Source organism: Pseudomonas sp. P135, assembly GCF_020312125.1.
GTDB lineage: Bacteria > Pseudomonadota > Gammaproteobacteria > Pseudomonadales > Pseudomonadaceae > Aquipseudomonas > Aquipseudomonas fragariae.
In genome coordinates this window covers 357,858-377,498 of sequence record NZ_JAGPYR010000006.1, presented here as the reverse complement: position 1 = coordinate 377,498, position 19,641 = coordinate 357,858, and the positions used below count along the sequence as shown (strand labels likewise).

The window sequence follows — 19,641 nt, the reverse complement described above, 5'->3', positions numbered from 1 at the left end:
TGATGAGGTGTGAAGTCAATGTCAGCCTTCTTTGCCGAGCGCGCGTTACTCCCCGACGGCTGGGCCCGCAATGTGCGTCTGGAGGTCGGTCAGGACGGTATTTTGACCCGCGTCGAAGCCAATGCTGATCAGCAGGGCGCCGAGAAGGTCAGCGGGCCTTTGCTGCCTGGCATGCCGAACCTGCATTCCCACGCGTTCCAGCGTGCCATGGCCGGGCTGGCGGAAGTGGCGGGCAACCCCAATGACAGTTTCTGGACCTGGCGCGACCTCATGTATCGCCTGGTGGGGCGCATCAGCCCGCAGCAACTGGGCGTTATCGCTCGCCAGCTGTACATCGAGATGCTCAAGGGCGGCTACACCTCGGTTGCCGAATTTCATTACGTGCATCAGGACAGCGATGGCAAGCCCTATGCCGACCCTGCCGAGCTCGCGCTGCAGATCAGCCAGGCGGCCGCTTCGGTCGGTATCGGCCTGACCTTGCTGCCGGTGCTGTACAGCCATTCCGGCTTTGGCGGGCAGGCTCCCAACGAGGGCCAGCGGCGTTTTATCCACAGCACCGACAGCTATCTGGATCTGCAGGCTCGTCTGCGTCCGGTTCTGGCAGCTCAGCCTGCCCAGCAGCCGGGGCTATGCTTCCACTCGCTGCGTGCGGTGACGCCGCAGCAGATAAGCGAGGTGCTGGCGGCCAGCGACCGGCAGTGTCCGGTGCACATTCATATCGCGGAACAGCAGAAGGAAGTCGATGACTGCCTGAGCTGGAGTGGTCGACGTCCGTTGCAATGGCTGTATGAAAACGCCCCTGTGGATAACCGCTGGTGCCTGGTCCATGCGACTCATGCCGAGGCGGATGAAGTGGCTTTGATGGCGCAAAGCGGCGCGGTGGCCGGGCTATGCCTGACCACCGAGGCCAACCTGGGTGACGGGATCTTTCCGGCGGTGGACTACATTGCTCAGGGCGGTCGCTGGGGGATCGGTTCGGACAGTCACGTCTCGCTCAGCGTGGTCGAAGAACTGCGCTGGCTGGAATACGGCCAGCGTCTGCGCGATCAGCGCCGTAACCGGCTGTATCGCAGCGATCAACCCATGGTTGGCCGCACGTTATACGACGCTGCACTTGCCGGTGGCGCGCAGGCGTTGGGGCAGCAGATTGGAACGCTGCAAGTGGGTCACCGTGCCGACTGGCTGGTGCTCGATGGCAACGACCCGTACATTGCCACGGCCTCGGACGACGCCATCCTCAACCGCTGGCTGTTCGCCGGCAGCGACCGGCAGATCCGCGACGTGGCGGTCAATGGGCGATGGGTCATACGCGAAGGGCGACACGCCGCAGAAGAACAAAGCAACCGCGAGTTCGCGCAGGTGTTGAGGGCGCTGCTGGGCTGATGCAAGGGAGGACGCAGAGCACTCGGCGTTATTCACGAGTCCGCTTCTGATTCTGGCCGAAGGCCGTGGGAGCGAACTTGTTCGCGAAGGGGGCGGAAAGCGTTCTGAAATTTATCGTTCGAACGACCGTCTTCGCGAACAAGTTCGCTCCTACCGGGCTTAGCCAGAATCCCAATTCGGTTACTTCTCGCCCTTGCCAATCTTCGAGTCATCCTCGCGCCAGATCAGGCGTGAGGTGTCGTAGCCTTGCTGGCGGGCCTTGCTGAGCATGTCTTCCCTGACCGAGGCAGACACGGTCGGTGTACGCGACAACAGCCACAGGTATTTGCGATCCGGGTTGCCGACCACGGCGGTGCGGTAGCCTTCGCTGACGTCCAGAATCCAGTAATCACCCTTGGCAACGCTCGGCAGCAGGCGCGAGAACCAGTTGTCGAACACAACCCACAGCTTGTCGGTCTTGCCCGGAACCTGCGGCGAGGCGGTGCCCGTTGCTTCTTCCCACGTGCCTTCAATCGTGCGGCAGCGGTTGGTCACCGCGATGTTGCCGTCATCCTTGAGCGTATAACGCGCCTCGGACTGAGCGCACTTGCGCTGGAAGAACATCGGCAGACGGGCGATCTCGTACCAGGTGCCCTGGTACTGCTTGAGGTCGACGCTGTCGACAGTCTTTGGCTCGAGGTTGTCAGCCGAGTGGGCAAAACCGATGGCCAGGAAGCTGGCCATGACACAAATTCCAAAACGTACCAGTACCTTGATCATGTGTTATTTCAGACCCTGGCCCGAGAACAGCACAACCTTGTCCGCTGCGTACTGCACGCTGATAAAGGTGTTCTGGTCGCCCCAGGTGCAGCTCGACATGCCCAGCGCACCGGAACATTCCGTCGGGCTGCCGAGCAAGGACTCGACTTGTGCCTTGGGCATGCCAGCGGACAGTTTGGAATAGTTTTCCTGAGTGATCTTGCTGCAGGCAGCCAGCAGGACGCAGAACGAGAGTAACGCGACAGAACGCAAGGACATGGATGTAGCTCCTGAACGGAAGGGGGTCGCGTCGCAGTGCAAGCCGGTGCAGTCTGGCGCTGGCGCAGTACCGCAAGCTTAGAAGAGAAAAACGGAATCTGGTTCCCGGACGGCGCAAGGATTTATGCCGTGGATCAGATAGTCGGCCCGCAGAAGGGGCTGACAGAAGGGCGGACTGCTGGTTTTTTCAAGAATCGGCTCACGCGCTGGTGATCGGGCATGGCCCGATCACCAGCGCTGCAGAAGACGTCTTACGCCTTGTGATACGCGGTGGCGCGCTCGACTTCTTCCTTGGAACCCAGGTACACCGCTACGCGCTGGTGCAGGCCTTCAGGCTGAATGTCGAGAATGCGCTGATGGCCATCAGTGGACGCGCCGCCAGCCTGTTCGACCAGAAAGGACATCGGGTTGGCTTCGTACATCAGGCGCAGCTTGCCCGGCTTGGAAGGCTCGCGGCTGTCGCGCGGGTACATGAACAGGCCGCCACGGGTCAGGATACGGTGCACGTCGGCCACCATCGCCGCGACCCAGCGCATGTTGTAGTTCTTTTTCAGCGGACCGTCTTCACCGGCCAGCAGCTCGCTCACGTAGCGCTGTACCGGGGCTTCCCAGTGGCGCTGGTTGGACATGTTGACCGCGAACTCCTGAGTGGACTCCGGGATGGTGATGTCTTCGTGGGTCAGCACGAAGCTGCCCATTTCACGGTCCAGGGTGAAGCCTTTCACGCCATCGCCCAGGGTCAGGACCAGCATGGTTTGCGGGCCGTAGATGGCGTAGCCGGCGGCGACCTGTTCGGTGCCTGGCTGCAGGAAGGCCTTTTCATTCAGCGCTTCGTTCTGGCTCAGGTATTCGTTCGGGCAGCGCAGTACCGAGAAAATGGTGCCGACCGGTGCGTTGATGTCGATGTTCGACGAGCCGTCCAGCGGGTCGAAAACCAGCAGGTAGGCACCCTTCGGGTATTTGCCCGGGATCTGGTAGGCGTTGTCCATTTCTTCGGACGCCATGCCGGCCAGGTGACCGCCCCATTCGTTGGCTTCGAGCAGAATCTCGTTGGAGATCACATCGAGCTTTTTCTGCACTTCGCCCTGCACGTTTTCGGTGCCCATGCTGCCCAGTACGCCGCCCAGCGCGCCTTTGGAGACGGCGTGGCTGATTTCCTTGCATGCGCGCGCCACAACTTCGATCAGGAAGCGCAGATCGGCAGGGGTGTTGTTGCTGCGAGTCTGCTCAATCAAGTAACGACTTAGTGTGACGCGGGACATGGATAGCTCCGAAAATAGGGGGTATGAAAACCTGCGCAGTTTAACGCGAGTGGCGACGTAATACTGCTATGAGACTGGCTTAAGACTGTTTCAGTTCAGATGTCAGGCGAAGCACGCCTGACAGGCCGCCTGTTTCAGCGTTTTGCAGCGCGCAGCGTGCTGAACGCCATCCAGCCCAGAAACACCACGCCAAGCAGCAGTACGGCCCAAAGCCCCAGGCGTTTGAAGTCAGTACCTTGTGGCACGGCGATCGGCGCTGCGGCCATGTTGGCCTTGGTTGCCGTGGCCGGGCTCGCTGTGCCGAGAGTCGCGAGCTTTTCCGCGCTCAGGTCAGGAATCAGCGTGGCCAGCGACAGGTTGGCAGCCTTGACGCTCGGATTACCGATTGCCAGGGTGAATGGTCCGTCACCGCGCGCCAGGAACACCACCTCTGTGGCAGGCACAGCCACACTCAACTGCGGCGCTTCGCTGCCCAGCCCGCCGCCGCGATCATCCACCACCAGCTTGAGCTGTTGAACGATGCGTCCGGACAATTGCAGCTGGTCCTGCAAGACGTCGCTGTTGTTCTGCGACAAGCGATACAGCAGGCCGCTGCTGATCGGCTGCCAGGGCTGTCCGGCATCGAGCCGGCCGTAGAGCGTCGCCGGTGCCAGGCTGTTGGGCTGGGCAATGTCGATCTTGACGCGGCCTATCGGCAAGCCGGTCGGCAGTTGCCAGACATACTCGTTGGGGCTTTCGACGCTGCCTTGGACCGGTGGCGACCAGGTCAGTGGCGAGGCCGGCGTGCCGCTGCTGGCACTCAGCAGGTGCGCAGAGATCAGCAGCGGCGCACTGTGCGGGGACCGCCACAGCAGGCGCAGATAGCGGGCGCTCTGGCCGGGCAGGCCGACTTCGCGCTGTTCGACCACTTCGTCGGCAAACGACAGCCGTGCAACCTGGCCCTCGCCCCAGTTGCGCCAGTGTTGCAGGTCATCACTGGCTTCGATGCTGAAATTCTGGAAGCCCTCACGCTCGGTGCTCCAGTCGATAACCAGCTGTTCCAGTGGCGCCTTGATTGCGCTGGTGTCCAGCAGCCAGCCGCGCAGCACTTCTTCGCCCGCTTCGATATCGCTTTGTGGCTGCACCTCGATCACGCTGCCGTTGCTGGAGCGCTCGATACGGATGACCGGTGCGGTGTCGCCTGCCTCCTGTGTGCTGTACAGGGCAAACCAGTTGACCTCGATCGGCGTCGGCTCCTGTTCGGGGGCGGGCTGGCGCGGCCTGATCGAATAAGCCTGCGGCTGGCCCTCGGCATTGAACACGCGTACATCGCTCAGATCGGTCTGCCGGGCATTCAGCTGGACGGCAAGCGGCAACTCGATGCGATACCACGGCCCTTGGCCGCTCAGGCTCAGCGGCGTCTGGCTGGCAAAGTCCGCCGGTTTGTCCTGGGCGAGGGCGGTTATCGCCGTGCACAAGGCCAGGCCAAGCACGGCGATCTTCATGGCAGGATGACTCAAGAACGGTTTCCTCATAGCGTTTCCGGTGCGGCAGTCGAGCCTGGGCCGGGTTCTTCACCGACCTCTGTGACAGAGTGTTTCGGCGGTAACGGTGCGAAATATCCCACCACCAATAGCAAAATACCAACACCGATGAACGATACGATGCGCTCCATGCCGCCGCGATTGCTCAGCTCGACGAAGAACAGCTTGATCACCACCACTCCGATCAACGCTGCGCCGCCCAGCGACAGCTGGCGGTTTGAGCGCATGTGACCGCCGATCGTCAAGGCCAGTGCCATCAGCTGATCGCGCTGTCCAGCGGATTGGCTTTTGCTGTCGTGGCTGGCTGGAGGCTCTGTGGGGCGGGCTCGACTGGCGTTGCTGCCTGTGGCTGCTCGTCCGGGAGATCCCAGATCAGCTCGGGACCGTCGGTGGGTGCTTCGATAATGATCGCATCGAGTGGAAGCGGTGCAGGGTCCTGCGCAGGCGGCACGCCGGGCGCGGACTGACGTTCAAGTGCGCTCAGGCGCTGCTGAAGGACATCGAGGGATTCACGGGTTGCGAGCAGTTGCTGCAGCTGATCGGCGGATTGCCTGTCAAGCAGGCGCACGCGAATGCCGGCCCATACGGCCCAGCCCATGACTGCGCCAATCAGCGCACCTGCCCACTCGTCATAACTCAGCGAGTAGCCTAGTGCCGTGCCGCCCACCACCAGACAAATCCAAAGCACGCGACGATATCCTTTTCGGTGTGTGAAGGTTCATCAGGCGCAGTATATAGGGGCCGTCGGACATCGCTTGTAATGTTTTGAGCGGTACACAGGGCTGGTTATGTAACGCGCAAGTGCCGACACCTGCGCGAAGTCTGGTGGAATTCTGAGTAACAGGCAGAACACAGATCAGTGTGGGTGTGACCGGGGTTGTGGTCCGCATTGCTTGAGAAGGCGCTGTTTCCAGCGCCTTCTTTCCGAGGCAGTACCGGCCTCTTCGCGAGCAAGCTCGCTCCCACAGAGCCTGTGAGGCTGTTCAGGCTATGACGTCACTCCAGCGCCTTCCAGATGTCTCCGGCGTACTCGCGGATGGTCCGGTCCGAGGAGAACCAGCCCATGCGTGCGGTGTTGAGGACCGCCGAGCGCCACCATTCCTTGGAGTCGTGCCAGCGCTCTTCGACCTTGGCCTGGGCCGCCCAGTACGAGTCGAAGTCAGCGCAGACCAGGAAGCGGTCATACGCCAGCAACTGATCGATCAGGCCCACATAACGGTTCGGGTCATCCGGCGAGAACACGCCGCCACGGATCGCCTGCAGCACATCGTTCAAGCGTCCGGAAGCGGCCACGTCGTCATGCGCGCTGAACTCACCTGCCTGCTTGCGGGCTTCGACCTGTTGCGAAGACATGCCGAAGATGAACATGTGCTCCAGCCCGACCTGCTCGCTCATTTCCACATTGGCACCGTCCAGCGTACCGATGGTCAGTGCGCCGTTGAGGCCGAACTTCATGTTGCTGGTCCCGGACGCTTCCAGGCCTGCGGTGGATATCTGCTCGGACAGGTCGGCCGCCGGAATGATGCTCTCCGCCAGGCTGACGTTGTAGTTGGGCATGAACACCACTTTCAGCAGACCGCGTACGGTCGGATCGTTGTTCACGGTCCGCGCGATGTCGTTGGTCAGCTTGATGATCAGTTTGGCCGAGTGATAGCTGGCCGCCGCCTTGCCGGCGAAGATCTTCACCCGTGGCACCCAATCGGTCCCCGGCTCGGCCCGAATGGCCTGATACAGGGCGACGGTGTGGAACAGGTTCAGCAACTGGCGCTTGTACTCGTGGATCCGCTTGACCTGAACGTCGAACATCGCGGCAGGGTTGACGGCAATGCCCAGGCGTTCATGAATGATCGCGGCCAGCGCACGCTTGCTGTGCAGGCGTTGATCGGCCATCTGCTTGCGGAACGACGACTTCTCGGCGAACGGCTCGAGCTCTTTGAGGCGCGTCTCGGCGTTGTCCAGAACATCCTCGCCGAGCGACTCGACAAGCATCTCGGTCAGTTTCGGGTTGGCCTGGAACAGCCAGCGGCGGAAGGTGATGCCGTTGGTCTTGTTGTTGATCCGCTCCGGATAGATCTTGTGCAGCTCGGCGAATACGGTCTTGCGCATCAGTTGGGTGTGCAGCGCCGAAACGCCGTTGACGCTGTGCGAGCCGAGGAAGGCCAGGTTGCCCATGCGTACCCGACGACCGTTGTCTTCTTCGATCAGCGATACCGCGCGCAGCACGTTGACGTCGTCGACACCCTTGGCGCGCAGTGTGTCGATGTGCTGCGCGTTGATCAGGTAGATGATCTGCATGTGGCGCGGCAGCATCCGCTCCATCAGACCGACCGACCAGGTCTCCAGTGCTTCAGGCAACAGAGTGTGGTTGGTGTAGCCGAGGGTGCCGACGGTGATTTTCCACGCGGTGTCCCACGGGATGTTGTGGTTGTCGATCAACTGACGCATCAGCTCGGCCACGGCGATCGAGGGGTGCGTGTCGTTCATCTGAATCGCCGCGTGCTCGGACAGATCCGTCAGTGTGGCGTGCTGGTTCAGATGGCGGCGCAGCAAGTCCTGCAGAGACGCGGAAACGAAAAAGTATTCCTGACGCAGACGCAGTTCCTGACCGGCTTCGGTCGCATCGTTCGGGTAAAGCACGCGGGAAATGCTTTCGGCGCGCACCACTTCGGCTACGGCGCCGAAGTGATCACCGGCGTTGAAGCGTTCCAGGTGCAGGTCTTCTACCGCACGGGCGCGCCACAGGCGCAGGGTGTTGACGCTCTTGCCGCGCCAGCCCACCACCGGGGTGTCATAGGCGATGGCCCGAACGGTCTCGCCCGGACGCCATACCTGACGCGAATCGCCCGCTTCGGTCGGGACGGTGTCGACACTGCCGCCGAAGCCGATGGAGTACACCACCTCAGGGCGTTCGAATTCCCATGGGTTACCGAAGTCCAGCCAGTTCTCGGTCTGTTCCTGCTGCCAGCCATCGACGATGCCCTGACGAAACAGGCCGTGCTCGTAACGAATGCCGTAACCATGACCCGCGATGCCCAGGGTCGACATGCTTTCCATGAAGCACGCGGCCAGACGACCCAGGCCGCCGTTGCCCAGTGCCGCATCCGGTTCAAGCAGGCGGATACGTTCGATGTCCACACCCAGCTCGGTCAAGGCCTCGCGAGCGACTTCGAGCAGGCCCAGGTTACTCAGGCTGTCGTACAGCAGCCTGCCTATCAGGAATTCGAGAGACAGGTAGTAAACGCGTTTCTGAACCTTGCGATAGATCTGCCGCGTATGGTCCATCCAGTGTTCGACCATATGGTCGCGGGCGGCAAGGGCAACAGCTTCAAACCAGTCATGCTCAAACGCATGGTCGGGGTCCTTGCCCACCGAATAGGTGAGTTTGGCGAGCACAGCGGCGCGAAAAGCGGCCACATCAGCGTCACGAACAAGTGGTTCCTGAGACATCGGTAAAACCTCAAGTAGTCTGACGAATGAAAAACGGGATTCTTAGACTGTAGGCGTGTCGTCAATTATTTCCTGAAAAAAAGCGAAATAATTCATGGCATAGCTCTCGCTTCGACCCAGCGCGACAGCTCTGGTTCGCGCACCGTTGAAATTGGCAAAACGCTTGCATCGTTCGTTCCATCCTGATCAATGACGTGCAGCATGCTGATTCTTCGTTTCGGGTTTATGATGCCCCACGGCAGAATAATAGAAGCCTCTGAACTGGACTTATGGAGCACTTATGCAGACTTTGTACCCGCAGATCAAACCCTACGCCCGGCACGATCTGGCCGTGGAACAACCGCATGTGCTTTACGTCGATGAAAGTGGCTCGCCAGAAGGCTTGCCGGTGGTGTTTATCCACGGCGGCCCGGGTTCGGGATGCGATGCGCACAGCCGCTGCTACTTTGATCCCAACCTGTACCGCATTGTCACGTTCGACCAGCGCGGCTGCGGTCGTTCCACACCGCATGCCAGCCTTGAAAACAACACCACCTGGAAACTGGTGGAAGACCTTGAAGCGATTCGCGAGCACCTCGGGATCGACAAATGGGTGTTGTTCGGCGGTTCGTGGGGTTCGACCCTCGCTCTGGCCTATGCACAGACCCATCCCGACCGCGTGCACGCGATGATCCTGCGTGGCGTATTCCTTGCCCGTCAGCAGGAAATCGACTGGTTCTATCAGGCCGGCGCCAGCCGTCTGTTTCCGGACTATTGGCAGGATTATGTCGCGCCGATCCCGCTGGACGAGCGTGACAACATTCTGGCTGCCTTCCACAAGCGACTCACCGGTCCGGACCAGATCGCCCAGATGCACGCTGCCAAGGCCTGGTCGACCTGGGAAGGGCGCTGCGCAACCCTGCGGCCCAATCCGCAAGTGGTCGATCGCTTTGCCGAGCCGCACCGTGCGTTGTCCATCGCGCGCATCGAATGTCACTACTTCATGAACAACGCCTTTCTGGAAGACAACCAGCTGATTCGCGACATGCCGAAGATCGCGCACCTGCCGGCAATCATTGTCCACGGTCGTTACGATGTCATCTGTCCGCTGGACAATGCGTGGGAGCTGCACCAGAACTGGCCTGGCAGTGAACTGCAGGTGATTCGCGAGGCCGGGCATTCGGCAGCCGAGCCGGGTATCGCCGACGCGCTGGTGCGTGCTGCCGCAGAAGTGGCGCGCAATCTGCTCGACCTGCCGCCCGAAGAGGCGTGACAGCAGTCCGGTATTGGTTCTGAGTCTGGAAAGGCATCTATGAAAGGTTTGTTGCAGCGCGTGCGAAGTGCGCGCGTCGAGGTGGGCACCGAGGTCGTGGGCGCCATTGAACAGGGCATATTGGTGTTGGTGGGAATAGAGCCTCAAGACACCCGCGCCAGTGCCGATAAGTTGCTGCACAAGTTGCTCAATTATCGAGTGTTCAGCGATGTTGAGGGCAAGATGAATCTGTCCTTGCGTGAGGTGGGGGGCGGCCTGTTGCTGGTTTCCCAGTTCACGCTGGCTGCGGACACCAAAAGCGGGTTGCGTGCGGGCTTCTCGAAAGCCGCGCCTCCAGCACTGGGCGCCGAGCTGTTCGACTATCTGTTGAGCCAGGCCAGAATCGCGCATCCCACGGTAGCTGCGGGCCAGTTTGGTGCAGACATGCAGGTGCACCTGATAAATGATGGCCCCGTGACATTTTTGTTTGATACATAAGCTACGATTTCACTTTATCTCCCTGAATTCATCTGTCTTGCGGGAATAAATTTCTTTGTCATACCTGATGCGTTGTGGCGCGCGCTACTGGATAATCGCGCGTTGCGGGGATCGACACTGTTGGTCCATTTGGTATGACAAAAGCGGTTCTGACACCTGGTTGGGGAATCATTAAGCCCATTCGGAGTCGGAACAATGCTCGCCAACCCGGCATTGATAGCTGGCCGTTGGTTTTTTCATCTGTTTTTCGGCGAGGGTTGCTCGTGATTGTTAGTCCCTGTGATGCTCCAAAGACACCTGTCAAGCGGTTGCGTAGTGCACTTCTGGCAAGCTCGGCCCTTGTATGCCTGTTCAGTGCAGGTCAACTGTGGGCGTTCAACCTTGATGATGTAGCGGCGAAGGCCAAAGAAATGGCCGGGCAGAAGTTCGAGGCTCCGCGGAGCAATCTGCCGAACGAGCTGCGCGACATGAAGTTCGCCGATTATCAGAAGATCCGCTTCCGTGATGACAAGGCCGAATGGGCGGGTGAGAAGACTCCGTTCAAAGTGTCTTTCTACCACCAGGGCATGCACTTCGATACGCCGGTCAAGATCAACGAAGTGACCGCGACCAGCGTCGACGAGATCAAGTACGACCCGAATCGTTTTGACTTCGGCGATCTGAAGATCGACCCGAAATCCACCGAGAAACTGGGTTATGCCGGTTTCCGTGTCCTGTATCCGATCAACAAGGATGACAAGCAGGACGAAATCATGACCATGCTGGGCGCGAGCTACTTCCGCGTCATCGGCAAGGGTCAGGTTTATGGCCTTTCCGCGCGCGGCATGGCGATCGACACTGCCTCGCCATCCGGTGAAGAATTTCCGCGCTTCAAGGAATTCTGGATCGAGAAGCCAGGCCCGGATGACAACCATCTGGTGATCTTTGCTCTGCTCGACTCGCCGCGTGCCACCGGTGCCTATCAGTTGACCCTGCGCCCGGGTACCAACACCCTGGTTGACGTGAAGTCGCGCATGTTCCTGCGTGACAAGGTCAACAAGCTGGGCGTTGCTCCTCTGACCAGTATGTTCCTGTTCGGCGCCAACCAGCCTTCGCGTGTGCCTAACTACCGTCGTGAACTGCACGATTCCAGCGGTCTGTCGATTCAGGCGGCAAACGGTGAGTGGCTGTGGCGTCCGCTGAACAACCCTAAACATCTGTCCATCAGCAGCTTCTCGGTCGAGAACCCGCGTGGTTTCGGTCTGCTGCAACGTGGCCGTGACTTCAGCCAGTACGAAGACCTGGATGACCGCTACGACAAGCGTCCAAGTGCCTGGATCGAGCCGAAGGGCGATTGGGGCAAGGGGACTGTCGAGCTGGTCGAAATTCCGACTGCCGACGAGACCAACGACAACATCGTAGCCTACTGGAAGCCTGAAACGCTGGCAGAACCTGGCCAGGAAATGGCGTTCGACTACCGTCTGCACTGGACCATGCAGGAAAACTCGATTCACTCGCCGGATCTGGGCTGGGTCAAGCAGACTCAACGCTCCATCGGTGACGTGCGTCAGTCCAATCTGATCCGTCAGCCGGACGGCAGCCTTGCCTTCCTGGTCGACTTCGTGGGCCCGGTGCTGGCCGCACTGCCGGAAGACAAGACCATTCGCAGCCAGGTGACCACTGACGACAACGTCGAGCTGGTGGAAAACAACCTGCGCTACAACCCGGTCACCAAAGGTTACCGCCTGACCCTGCGTGTCAAGGTCAAGGATTCCAGCAAGCCGACCGAAATGCGCGCCTACCTGTTGCGTGAAATCCCTGCCGAACCGGGCAAGGAACCTGCGCTGCTCGTGGCTGACAAAGCCGAAGAGAAGAAGGCCGCCGCCAAGGAAGCTGCCAAGCCGGCAGTCGCCAAGGAGTCCGCCAACGACCAGGTAGAAATCGCCAAGGCCGACGCACCCAAGCCGGAAGCTGCCAAGCCTGAGACTGCCAAGTCTGAAGCAGGCAAGGCTGACGCAGCAAAAGCTGACGCAGCCAAAGGCAAAGGCGAAGTCGCCAAGGCCGATGCAGGCAAAGCCGACGCATCCAAGGCTGACGTAGCCAAGGACAAGGACGGTAAGGAAATTCAGCAGCCTGAAACCGAGGCAGCACCCACCCATCCGGAACCGGCCAAGACGTTGCAAGTCATGACCGAGACCTGGAGCTATCAGTTGCCGAGCGATGAGTAATTCTCTACCGGTGCCAATGTCTCTGAACGAGTACCTGGCGCATTTACCGATGAGCGACGAGCAGCGGGCAGAACTTGCCGGCTGCACGACCTTCGCCGAGTTGCATGAGCGACTGTCCGCGCAGCCGGTCACTGACCCTGCCGAGGCCGCTCAGGCTTCGGTAGGTCGCCGTCTGACGCTGACCACCGCAGATCAGCTGGAGGACGCCGAGATGCTCGGCGTCGACGCCAGCGGTCGCCTGTGCCTGAAGGCTACACCGCCGATTCGCCGGACCAAGGTCGTGCCAGAGCCATGGCGCACCAACATCCTGGTGCGCGGCTGGCGTCGCCTGACCGGCAAGGGCAACCCGCCCAAGCCCGAGCACGATGATCTGCCCCGGGATCTGCCGAAGGCGCGCTGGCGTACCGTCGGTTCGATCCGTCGCTACATCCTGCTGATCCTCATGCTGGGTCAGACGATCGTGGCTGGCTGGTACATGAAAGGCATTCTGCCGTATCAGGGCTGGTCGCTGGTTTCGCTCGACGAAATCACCCGTCAGACCTTCGTGCAGACCGCCTTGCAGGTCATGCCTTATGCCTTGCAGACCAGTATCCTGTTGTTGTTCGGGATTCTGTTCTGCTGGGTATCGGCCGGTTTCTGGACCGCGCTGATGGGCTTCCTGGAACTGCTCACCGGTCGCGACAAATACCGCATCTCGGGTGCCAGTGCCGGCAACGAGCCGATCGAAAAGGGCGCACGTACTGCGCTGGTCATGCCGATCTGCAACGAAGACGTGCCTCGGGTTTTCGCCGGTCTGCGCGCTACGTTCGAATCGGTAGCGGCCACGGGTGACCTGGATCGTTTCGATTTCTTCGTGCTCAGTGACACCAACGAAACCGACATCGCCGTTGCCGAGCAACAGGCGTGGCTGGACGTGTGCCGCGAGACCAAAGGCTTTGGCAAGATCTTCTATCGTCGCCGTCGCCGTCGCGTAAAACGCAAAAGCGGCAACCTCGACGACTTCTGCCGGCGCTGGGGCGGTGACTACCGCTACATGGTCGTGCTGGACGCCGACAGCGTCATGAGCGGTGAGTGTCTGACCAGTCTGGTTCGCCTGATGGAAGCCACGCCGGACGCCGGTATCATCCAGACCGCGCCACGTGCGTCGGGTATGGACACGCTGTATGCACGCATGCAGCAGTTCGCTACCCGGGTCTATGGTCCGCTGTTCACTGCCGGTCTGCACTTCTGGCAGCTGGGTGAATCCCACTATTGGGGTCACAACGCGATCATCCGCATGAAGCCCTTCATCGAGCACTGCGCCCTGGCGCCGCTGCCCGGCAAAGGCGCATTCGCCGGTGCGATCCTCTCCCACGACTTCGTCGAAGCTGCGCTGATGCGCCGTGCCGGCTGGGGCGTGTGGATTGCCTACGACCTGCCAGGCAGTTACGAAGAGTTGCCGCCCAACCTGCTGGACGAACTCAAGCGTGACCGTCGCTGGTGCCACGGCAACCTGATGAACTTCAGGCTGTTTCTGGTCAAGGGCATGCACCCGGTTCACCGTGCGGTGTTCCTGACCGGTGTGATGTCTTACCTGTCGGCGCCGTTGTGGTTCTTCTTCCTCGTGCTGTCCACGGCCTTGCTGGCGGTGAACACGCTGATGGAGCCGACCTACTTCCTTGAACCGCGTCAGCTGTACCCGCTGTGGCCACAATGGCACCCGGAAAAAGCCGTTGCGTTGTTCTCGACCACCATCGTCCTGCTGTTCCTGCCTAAACTGCTCAGCGTCATTCTGATCTGGGCCAAGGGCGCGAAAGGCTTCGGTGGGAAGTTCAAGGTCACCGTTTCGATGCTGCTGGAAATGCTCTTCTCGGTGCTGCTGGCTCCGGTGCGCATGCTGTTCCACACACGCTTCGTACTGGCCGCTTTCCTGGGCTGGGCCGCGACCTGGAACTCGCCGCAACGCGACGATGACTCCACGCCGTGGATCGAAGCGGTGAAGCGTCATGGTCCGCAAACCCTGCTGGGCGCGTGCTGGGCCTTGCTGGTGTTCTGGTTGAACCCGAGCTTCCTGTGGTGGCTTGCGCCGATCGTGGTGTCGTTGATGCTGTCGATTCCGGTGTCGGTGATTTCCAGCCGTACCAATCTGGGCGTCAAGGCGCGTGACGAGAAGTTCTTCCTGATTCCTGAAGAGTTCGAGCCGCCGCAAGAGCTGATCTCGACGGATCGGTACACCTACGAGAACCGCTGGCATGCGCTGAAGCAGGGCTTCATCCGCGCTGTGGTCGACCCGCGCCAGAACGCCCTGGCCTGCGCCCTGGCGACGTCGCGTCACCGTCAGGCTCAGCCGATTGAAGTGGTGCGTATGGAGCGTGTCGATCAGGCACTCAAGGTCGGTCCGGCAAAACTCGGCAATCAGGAACGCCTGATGCTGCTGAGCGACCCGGTCGCCCTTGGCCGCTTGCACGAGCGCGTCTGGAGCGAAGGTCACGAAGAGTGGCTGGCCGCGTGGAGAGCTTCCATCGAAGCCGATCCACATGCGCCTCTGCTGCCTTTGCAGCCTGAAGGTAAAGCATCGGAGCCGGTTCCGGTCTAAAACCGCCCGGCTACGAAAAGAGCCCCTGACGCTTAGCGCGTCGGGGGCTTTTTTATTGGGCTTTGTGGCAAAGACCCACGCAAGCGAGGGGGAGAGGCGAACTTGTTCGCGGCATGTTCGGAAAGCTTGGCGGCCCCTTCGCGGACAAGTCCGCTCCTACGCCCGTTGGGCAGAATCAAAAGCGGCCTCCTGCCCGAGCGGTAGGAGCGAACTTGTTCGCGAAGACGGTCGTTCAGGCGATGCATGTCCGGAAAGCTTGGCGGCCCCTTCGCGGACAAGTCCGCTCCTACGCCCGTTGGGCAGAATCAAAAGCAGGCTGGTGTATAACGCCAAGCGCTCCAGCGTCGGAATCCTTGCGTCGCAGATCTATCAACCCACCCTGAATTTCCCCACCAGTGTCTGCAGGTGGGTTCCCAGTCTGGCGAGTTCGACGCTGGAGGCGGCGGTTTGTTCACTGGCTGCGGCGGTTTGTTCGGAGATGTCGCGTACGCTGATGACGTTACGGTTGATCTGTTCGGCGACCACGCTCTGTTCCTCGCTGGCGGTAGCGATCTGTTCGTTCATGTGCTGGATCGTCGCCACGGTGCGGGTGATCTGCTCCAGTGCGCCACCGGCACGACGGCTCAGTTCAACCGTGTTGTCAGTCAGGGTGCGGCTGCTGTCCAGAGTGGTCGCGACCTGTTGTGTGCCGGTTTGCAGGGCGGCGATCAGCTCTTCGATTTCCTCGGTGGATTTTTGCGTGCGCTGCGCCAGACCACGCACTTCATCGGCAACCACCGCGAAGCCGCGCCCGGCCTCTCCCGCGCGGGCTGCTTCAATCGCCGCATTGAGAGCCAGCAGATTGGTCTGCTGTGAAACAGACTTGATCACGTCAAGAACGCCGACGATCTTGTTACTCTCCTGCTTGAGCGCGCTCATCGACTGCGTGGAGTTCAGCACTTCGCGAGCCAGTTGCTCGATCTGCGTGATCGCCTGCCCGACCACTTCATCGCCGCTGCGCGCCTGTTGATCCGCCTGAGCGGCTGCCTGCGAAGCTTCTTGCGCATTGCGCGCGACTTCCTGCACGGTCGCGGCCATTTCATTCATGGCCGTGGCCACCTGGTCGGTTTCGTCTTTTTGGCTGGTGACTCCGATGCAGGTCTGTTTGGTCACCGCGGATAACTGTTCGGCCGCGCTGGCGATCTGCGACACGCCCTCGCTGATGCCGCCAACCAGTTCGCGCAGGCTGACGGTCATGGTCTGCATGCTGCCTTGTAACTGACCCATTTCGTCACGGCGCGTGACCGATATGTCCCGGCTCAGATCGCCCTGAGCGATGCGCGCTGCGGCACTGAGTGTCTGCTGCAACGGCACGGTGATCTGCCGGGTCATGATCCAGGCGGCAAGCAATCCGATCAGCAGAGCCAGACCTGCAACACTGCTCAGCATGGCGCTGGAATTAGCCGCCTCGCTGTCGCGCTGTGCAGTCTGCAGGCGATTCAGCGCGCCGACGGAGTCCAGCAGCGTTTCGCCAAGGCCTTCCATGATTTCCTGATCCGCTTCGGCCTTGGTCTGTATCTGCTTGAACTCGCCAAGCCGTTCGCGATAACTCTGCAGGGCTGCGGTCGCCGGTGTCAGGCCCTGAAGGCTTTCGTTGCCCTGATCCTGAGCGATCTGCCCGATTTCCTTGAGCGCTTCGTCGATGGCCGCAATGGCTGCGCTTTCATCCGCGTCGCGGGTGGTGAAGGTATACGTCTGCACTTGATAACGAGCGGTCTGGACCTGCTGCCTCAGTTGGGAAATATTGGTGAATTCCTCCATCCGCTCGCTGCTGTCCTGTTCCTGGCTGACGCTTTTGAGCACTTCTACCTCAACCTGCGCGATGGCCTGCAAGGCCTGTTCCGAGGTCTGCTCCAGGCGCGTGCGTATCTGGTTGCGGGTCTGTCGGTTGTCGCGAACGTCCGCGAAGGTCTTTTCGATCCTGTTCAGCGTCTCGAACTGCCCGTTGAGCAGCTTGATGGTTGCCTCCTCGTCACTCTGCTTGTGCAGCAGGGTGAGCTGGGCTTTCATTTCATTGAGCTTTTCTGTAACCAGCGCCGTGCTCTCCGGGGTTTTCTGGACGCGGTCGGTGATTCGCTCGGCGCGCAGATCTTTGGTCAGACCGTTGAGCTGGGCGATGTCCGAGAGCGACTCCGAGCGGTCGATCATGGTGTACAGGCCATGCCAGCCCGTCAGTGTGATGATCAGCGTCAATAACAGCACCAGGCCGAAACCCAGGGACAGTTTGAATCTGACGTTCATGTTGCCGAGCGCTTGATTGATCAGTCGGAACATTGGAATCTCCTGCAATGAGCGAACAAAAGCACGTTCCGAACCCGTCGGGACATGCGTTGTGAGCGCATCGGCGTGGCGATTCATTGCGTGACCTGAGAAGGTCGTAGGAGATTTCCGAGCACGGAAGAGGGGTGAAAGGTGTCACATTTTGTCAGGGAAAATGGCCCGCGCCGAGTGCTGACGCGGGCTGTGTCCTGACAGGTCAGACGGTGAAACGGCTCACCAGCACCTGAAGGTGATTGCCCAGTCTCGCCAGTTCTACACTGGACGCCGCGGTTTCTTCACTGGCTGCAGAGGTCTGTTCGGACACGTCACGGACATTGATGATGCTGCGGTTGATCTCTTCGGCGGTCGCGCTCTGTTCTTCGGCGGCAGCCGCAATCTGCTGGTTCATGGCCTGGATCGACGAGACGGTTTTGGTGATGTTCGCCAGCGATCCACCGGCCCTGCGGGTCAGTTCCACGCTGCTGGTGCTCAGCTCGCGGCTGCTGTCCATGACGGTGGTGGCCTGTTGTGTGCCGCTTTGCAGGCGGGCAATAAGCGCTTCGATTTCTTCAGTGGATTTTTGCGTGCGTTGCGCCAGGCTGCGCACTTCATCGGCAACCACCGCAAAGCCCCGACCGGCCTCACCGGCGCGTGCTGCCTCGATAGCGGCGTTCAACGCCAGCAGGTTGGTCTGTTCGGCGACCGATTTGATGACGTCCAGCACGCTGCCAATCTTGTCGCTTTCCTGTTTCAACGCGCCCATTGCTTCGCTGGAGTTGCCCACCGCAGAGGCGAGACGTTCGATTTGCGCAATGGCCTCGTTGACCACCCGTTCGCCATCACGGGCCTGACGGTCTGCCGCCACTGCTGCTTCCGAGGCTTCCTCGGCGTTGCGCGCGACCTCCTGAACGGTTGCCGTCATTTCATGCATGGCGGTGGCCACCTGATCAGTCTCGACCTTCTGACTGTTGACCCCGGCACTGGTCTGCTCGGTAACCGCCGACAGCTCTTCCGCAGCGCTGGCAATCTGGGTGACGCCATCACGAATCCCGCCGACCAGTTCGCGCAGACTGACCGTCATGCGCTGAATCGTGGCCTGCAGCTTGCCCAGTTCGTCCTTGCGATCGACCTTGAGGTTGCGGCTCAGGTCGCCCGAGGCGACCCGCTCCACTACTTCGAGAGTCTCCTGCAGCGGGGTGGTGATCTGGCGAGTGATGACCCACGCCGCGAGAATGCTCAACACCAGCGCCAGCGCAGTAGCAGCGGCGATCATCGTGACCGACTTGGCGCTGTCTGCGTCGCGGCTCTTGTTCTGTCTGGCAATCAGGTCGTTGCTGGTGGCGAGCATGCTGACGCCCAGCGTGGTCATTTTATCCAGTGCGGCCTTGGAGGCGGCCTGGGCATCGCGGTATTTGCCCACAGCCGCGCGGTAGCCATTCAGCCCGGCGATGGCCTGTTGCAGCATGGGCGAATAAGTGGAAGAAATGTCGCCAGCCAGCGTGTTGATCCCGGTCACAGCGTCATCGATGGCTTTATTGGCGTCCTTTTCGAAATCGGGACGGCCGCTGTAGGTGTAACCACGTACCTGAAAGCGCGCCTGCTGAATCAGCTTGCTGACGCCGACGATGCCATTGAAGGCCAGGATGTTATCTTCCTTGAGCAGTTCGGCTTCGATCCTGTTGGCCTGATCCACTGCCTTGTCGGCGTTTTCGCCCATCTGGCTGCGGCTCGCTTCGCGGGTTTCGATCGCCTTGCTCATGTCCTCGAACGACTGCCGATAGTCCCGCGTTGCCTGAATCTGGACATCCAGCAACTGCAGGTTCTCGGGGGATCGCAGCAGGTTTCTGGCGGTTTGCAGTGCAGCGTCGAGCTCATCGAGTGTACTTCTGACCTTCGCTGCAGTCTCTGCGTTGTACAGCACCTCGTAGCTCATACGGTTGATGCGCAACTGAAGGGTCAGCTCATTGACCTCTGCAATCGCAGTGACACGGTCCCCACGATCGATCAGGGCCTGATTGCTGAACCAGCCGGTGGCTGAAATCATCAGCGTCATCAACAGCACCAGACCAAAGCCGATCGCCAATTTGAGGCTGACACTCGCATTGGCGAGGCTTTTGGATAACCCACGAGACATGATCACTCCTTGACTGCTTTTGTCCTAAGTATCCGACTGCATCGGCCAGTTATCGGTTAACTGAAG

12 protein-coding genes and 3 pseudogenes are annotated in these 19,641 nt (G+C 60.5%); 5 read left to right on the top strand and 10 right to left on the bottom strand.

Going from position 1 to position 19,641, the window contains the following annotated elements:
* Positions 1 to 18 precede the first annotated feature (18 nt).
* Positions 19 to 1,383, top strand: a complete 1,365-nt coding sequence (locus KBY08_RS12390) for a formimidoylglutamate deiminase (RefSeq protein ID WP_003403108.1) — start codon at positions 19 to 21, stop codon at positions 1,381 to 1,383.
* Between the two features lie 180 nt (positions 1,384 to 1,563).
* Here KBY08_RS12390 and KBY08_RS12385 read toward each other — a convergent pair whose 3' ends face one another.
* The 7 genes and pseudogenes from KBY08_RS12385 to KBY08_RS12360 all read right to left on the bottom strand — a co-directional run bounded on the left by KBY08_RS12385 (position 1,564) and on the right by KBY08_RS12360 (position 8,632).
* Positions 1,564 to 2,142 carry a lipocalin family protein gene (locus KBY08_RS12385; protein ID WP_024652659.1) on the bottom strand — a complete coding sequence of 193 codons (579 nt, stop codon included), beginning with the start codon at positions 2,140 to 2,142 and terminating at the stop codon, positions 1,564 to 1,566.
* 3 nt (positions 2,143 to 2,145) lie between these two features.
* Positions 2,146 to 2,400 carry an outer membrane protein assembly factor BamE gene (bamE, locus tag KBY08_RS12380; RefSeq protein ID WP_003403102.1) on the bottom strand — a complete coding sequence of 85 codons (255 nt, stop codon included), beginning with the start codon at positions 2,398 to 2,400 and terminating at the stop codon, positions 2,146 to 2,148.
* 251 nt (positions 2,401 to 2,651) lie between these two features.
* Positions 2,652 to 3,662 (bottom strand): class 1 fructose-bisphosphatase, encoded by a 1,011-nt coding sequence (locus KBY08_RS12375; RefSeq protein WP_003341445.1) that lies wholly within the window; start codon positions 3,660 to 3,662, stop codon positions 2,652 to 2,654.
* A 134-nt stretch (positions 3,663 to 3,796) separates the two neighbouring features.
* Positions 3,797 to 5,146 (bottom strand): DUF3999 domain-containing protein, encoded by a 1,350-nt coding sequence (locus KBY08_RS12370; protein WP_024659543.1) that lies wholly within the window; start codon positions 5,144 to 5,146, stop codon positions 3,797 to 3,799.
* A gap of 26 nt (positions 5,147 to 5,172) precedes the next feature.
* Positions 5,173 to 5,445: pseudogene (locus tag KBY08_RS26780) on the bottom strand (DUF2339 domain-containing protein); the annotation flags it as partial.
* Positions 5,445 to 5,873 (bottom strand): annotated as a pseudogene (locus KBY08_RS26775) (DUF2339 domain-containing protein); the annotation flags it as partial. The pseudogenes KBY08_RS26780 and KBY08_RS26775, both read right to left, overlap by 1 nt.
* 308 nt (positions 5,874 to 6,181) lie before the next feature.
* On the bottom strand, positions 6,182 to 8,632 hold the full coding sequence (locus KBY08_RS12360) for a glycogen/starch/alpha-glucan phosphorylase (protein WP_003403097.1): 2,451 nt from the start codon (positions 8,630 to 8,632) through the stop codon (positions 6,182 to 6,184).
* Between the two features lie 280 nt (positions 8,633 to 8,912).
* Here KBY08_RS12360 and pip point away from each other — a divergent pair, with 280 nt between their 5' ends.
* The 4 genes from pip (at position 8,913) to mdoH (ending at position 15,143) form a co-directional block, all read left to right on the top strand.
* A complete protein-coding gene (pip, locus tag KBY08_RS12355) occupies positions 8,913 to 9,884 on the top strand; it encodes a prolyl aminopeptidase (protein ID WP_003414210.1) in 972 nt (323 codons plus the stop codon).
* Positions 9,885 to 9,923: 39 nt separating this feature from the next.
* The gene (dtd, locus tag KBY08_RS12350; RefSeq protein ID WP_011266358.1) at positions 9,924 to 10,361 is read left to right on the top strand and encodes a D-aminoacyl-tRNA deacylase; all 438 of its coding nucleotides are present in this window, start codon (positions 9,924 to 9,926) and stop codon (positions 10,359 to 10,361) included.
* Between the two features lie 263 nt (positions 10,362 to 10,624).
* Positions 10,625 to 12,568, top strand: a complete 1,944-nt coding sequence (locus KBY08_RS12345) for a glucan biosynthesis protein G (protein ID WP_024649753.1) — start codon at positions 10,625 to 10,627, stop codon at positions 12,566 to 12,568.
* Complete coding sequence (gene mdoH / locus KBY08_RS12340) at positions 12,561 to 15,143, top strand: glucans biosynthesis glucosyltransferase MdoH (RefSeq protein ID WP_011266360.1); 2,583 nt, start codon at positions 12,561 to 12,563, stop codon at positions 15,141 to 15,143. Before KBY08_RS12345 ends, mdoH begins: the two co-directional genes overlap by 8 nt.
* A gap of 369 nt (positions 15,144 to 15,512) precedes the next feature.
* On the opposite strand, the gene KBY08_RS26770 is transcribed toward mdoH, so the two are convergent.
* The 3 genes and pseudogenes from KBY08_RS26770 to KBY08_RS12330 all read right to left on the bottom strand — a co-directional run bounded on the left by KBY08_RS26770 (position 15,513) and on the right by KBY08_RS12330 (position 19,494).
* A complete protein-coding gene (locus KBY08_RS26770; RefSeq protein WP_371136451.1) occupies positions 15,513 to 16,229 on the bottom strand; it encodes a methyl-accepting chemotaxis protein in 717 nt (238 codons plus the stop codon).
* A 141-nt stretch (positions 16,230 to 16,370) separates the two neighbouring features.
* Positions 16,371 to 17,423 (bottom strand): annotated as a pseudogene (locus KBY08_RS26765) (methyl-accepting chemotaxis protein); the annotation flags it as partial.
* Positions 17,424 to 17,658: 235 nt separating this feature from the next.
* Positions 17,659 to 19,494 (bottom strand): methyl-accepting chemotaxis protein, encoded by a 1,836-nt coding sequence (locus KBY08_RS12330; protein ID WP_412548559.1) that lies wholly within the window; start codon positions 19,492 to 19,494, stop codon positions 17,659 to 17,661.
* Positions 19,495 to 19,641 lie beyond the last annotated feature (147 nt).

Excerpts from the sequence above, each read along its gene's own strand:
- KBY08_RS12390 (WP_003403108.1), top strand. The coding sequence starts at position 19 with ATGTCAGCCTTCTTTGCCGAGCGCGCGTTACTCCCCGACGGCTGGGCC.
- KBY08_RS12385 (WP_024652659.1), bottom strand. The coding sequence starts at position 2,142 with ATGATCAAGGTACTGGTACGTTTTGGAATTTGTGTCATGGCCAGCTTC.
- bamE (WP_003403102.1), bottom strand. The coding sequence starts at position 2,400 with ATGTCCTTGCGTTCTGTCGCGTTACTCTCGTTCTGCGTCCTGCTGGCT.
- KBY08_RS12375 (WP_003341445.1), bottom strand. The coding sequence starts at position 3,662 with ATGTCCCGCGTCACACTAAGTCGTTACTTGATTGAGCAGACTCGCAGC.
- KBY08_RS12370 (WP_024659543.1), bottom strand. The coding sequence starts at position 5,146 with ATGAAGATCGCCGTGCTTGGCCTGGCCTTGTGCACGGCGATAACCGCC.
- KBY08_RS12360 (WP_003403097.1), bottom strand. The coding sequence starts at position 8,632 with ATGTCTCAGGAACCACTTGTTCGTGACGCTGATGTGGCCGCTTTTCGC.
- pip (WP_003414210.1), top strand. The coding sequence starts at position 8,913 with ATGCAGACTTTGTACCCGCAGATCAAACCCTACGCCCGGCACGATCTG.
- dtd (WP_011266358.1), top strand. The coding sequence starts at position 9,924 with ATGAAAGGTTTGTTGCAGCGCGTGCGAAGTGCGCGCGTCGAGGTGGGC.
- mdoH (WP_011266360.1), top strand. The coding sequence starts at position 12,561 with ATGAGTAATTCTCTACCGGTGCCAATGTCTCTGAACGAGTACCTGGCG.
- KBY08_RS26770 (WP_371136451.1), bottom strand. The coding sequence starts at position 16,229 with ATGAATGAAATGGCCGCGACCGTGCAGGAAGTCGCGCGCAATGCGCAA.
- KBY08_RS12330 (WP_412548559.1), bottom strand. The coding sequence starts at position 19,494 with ATGACGCTGATGATTTCAGCCACCGGCTGGTTCAGCAATCAGGCCCTG.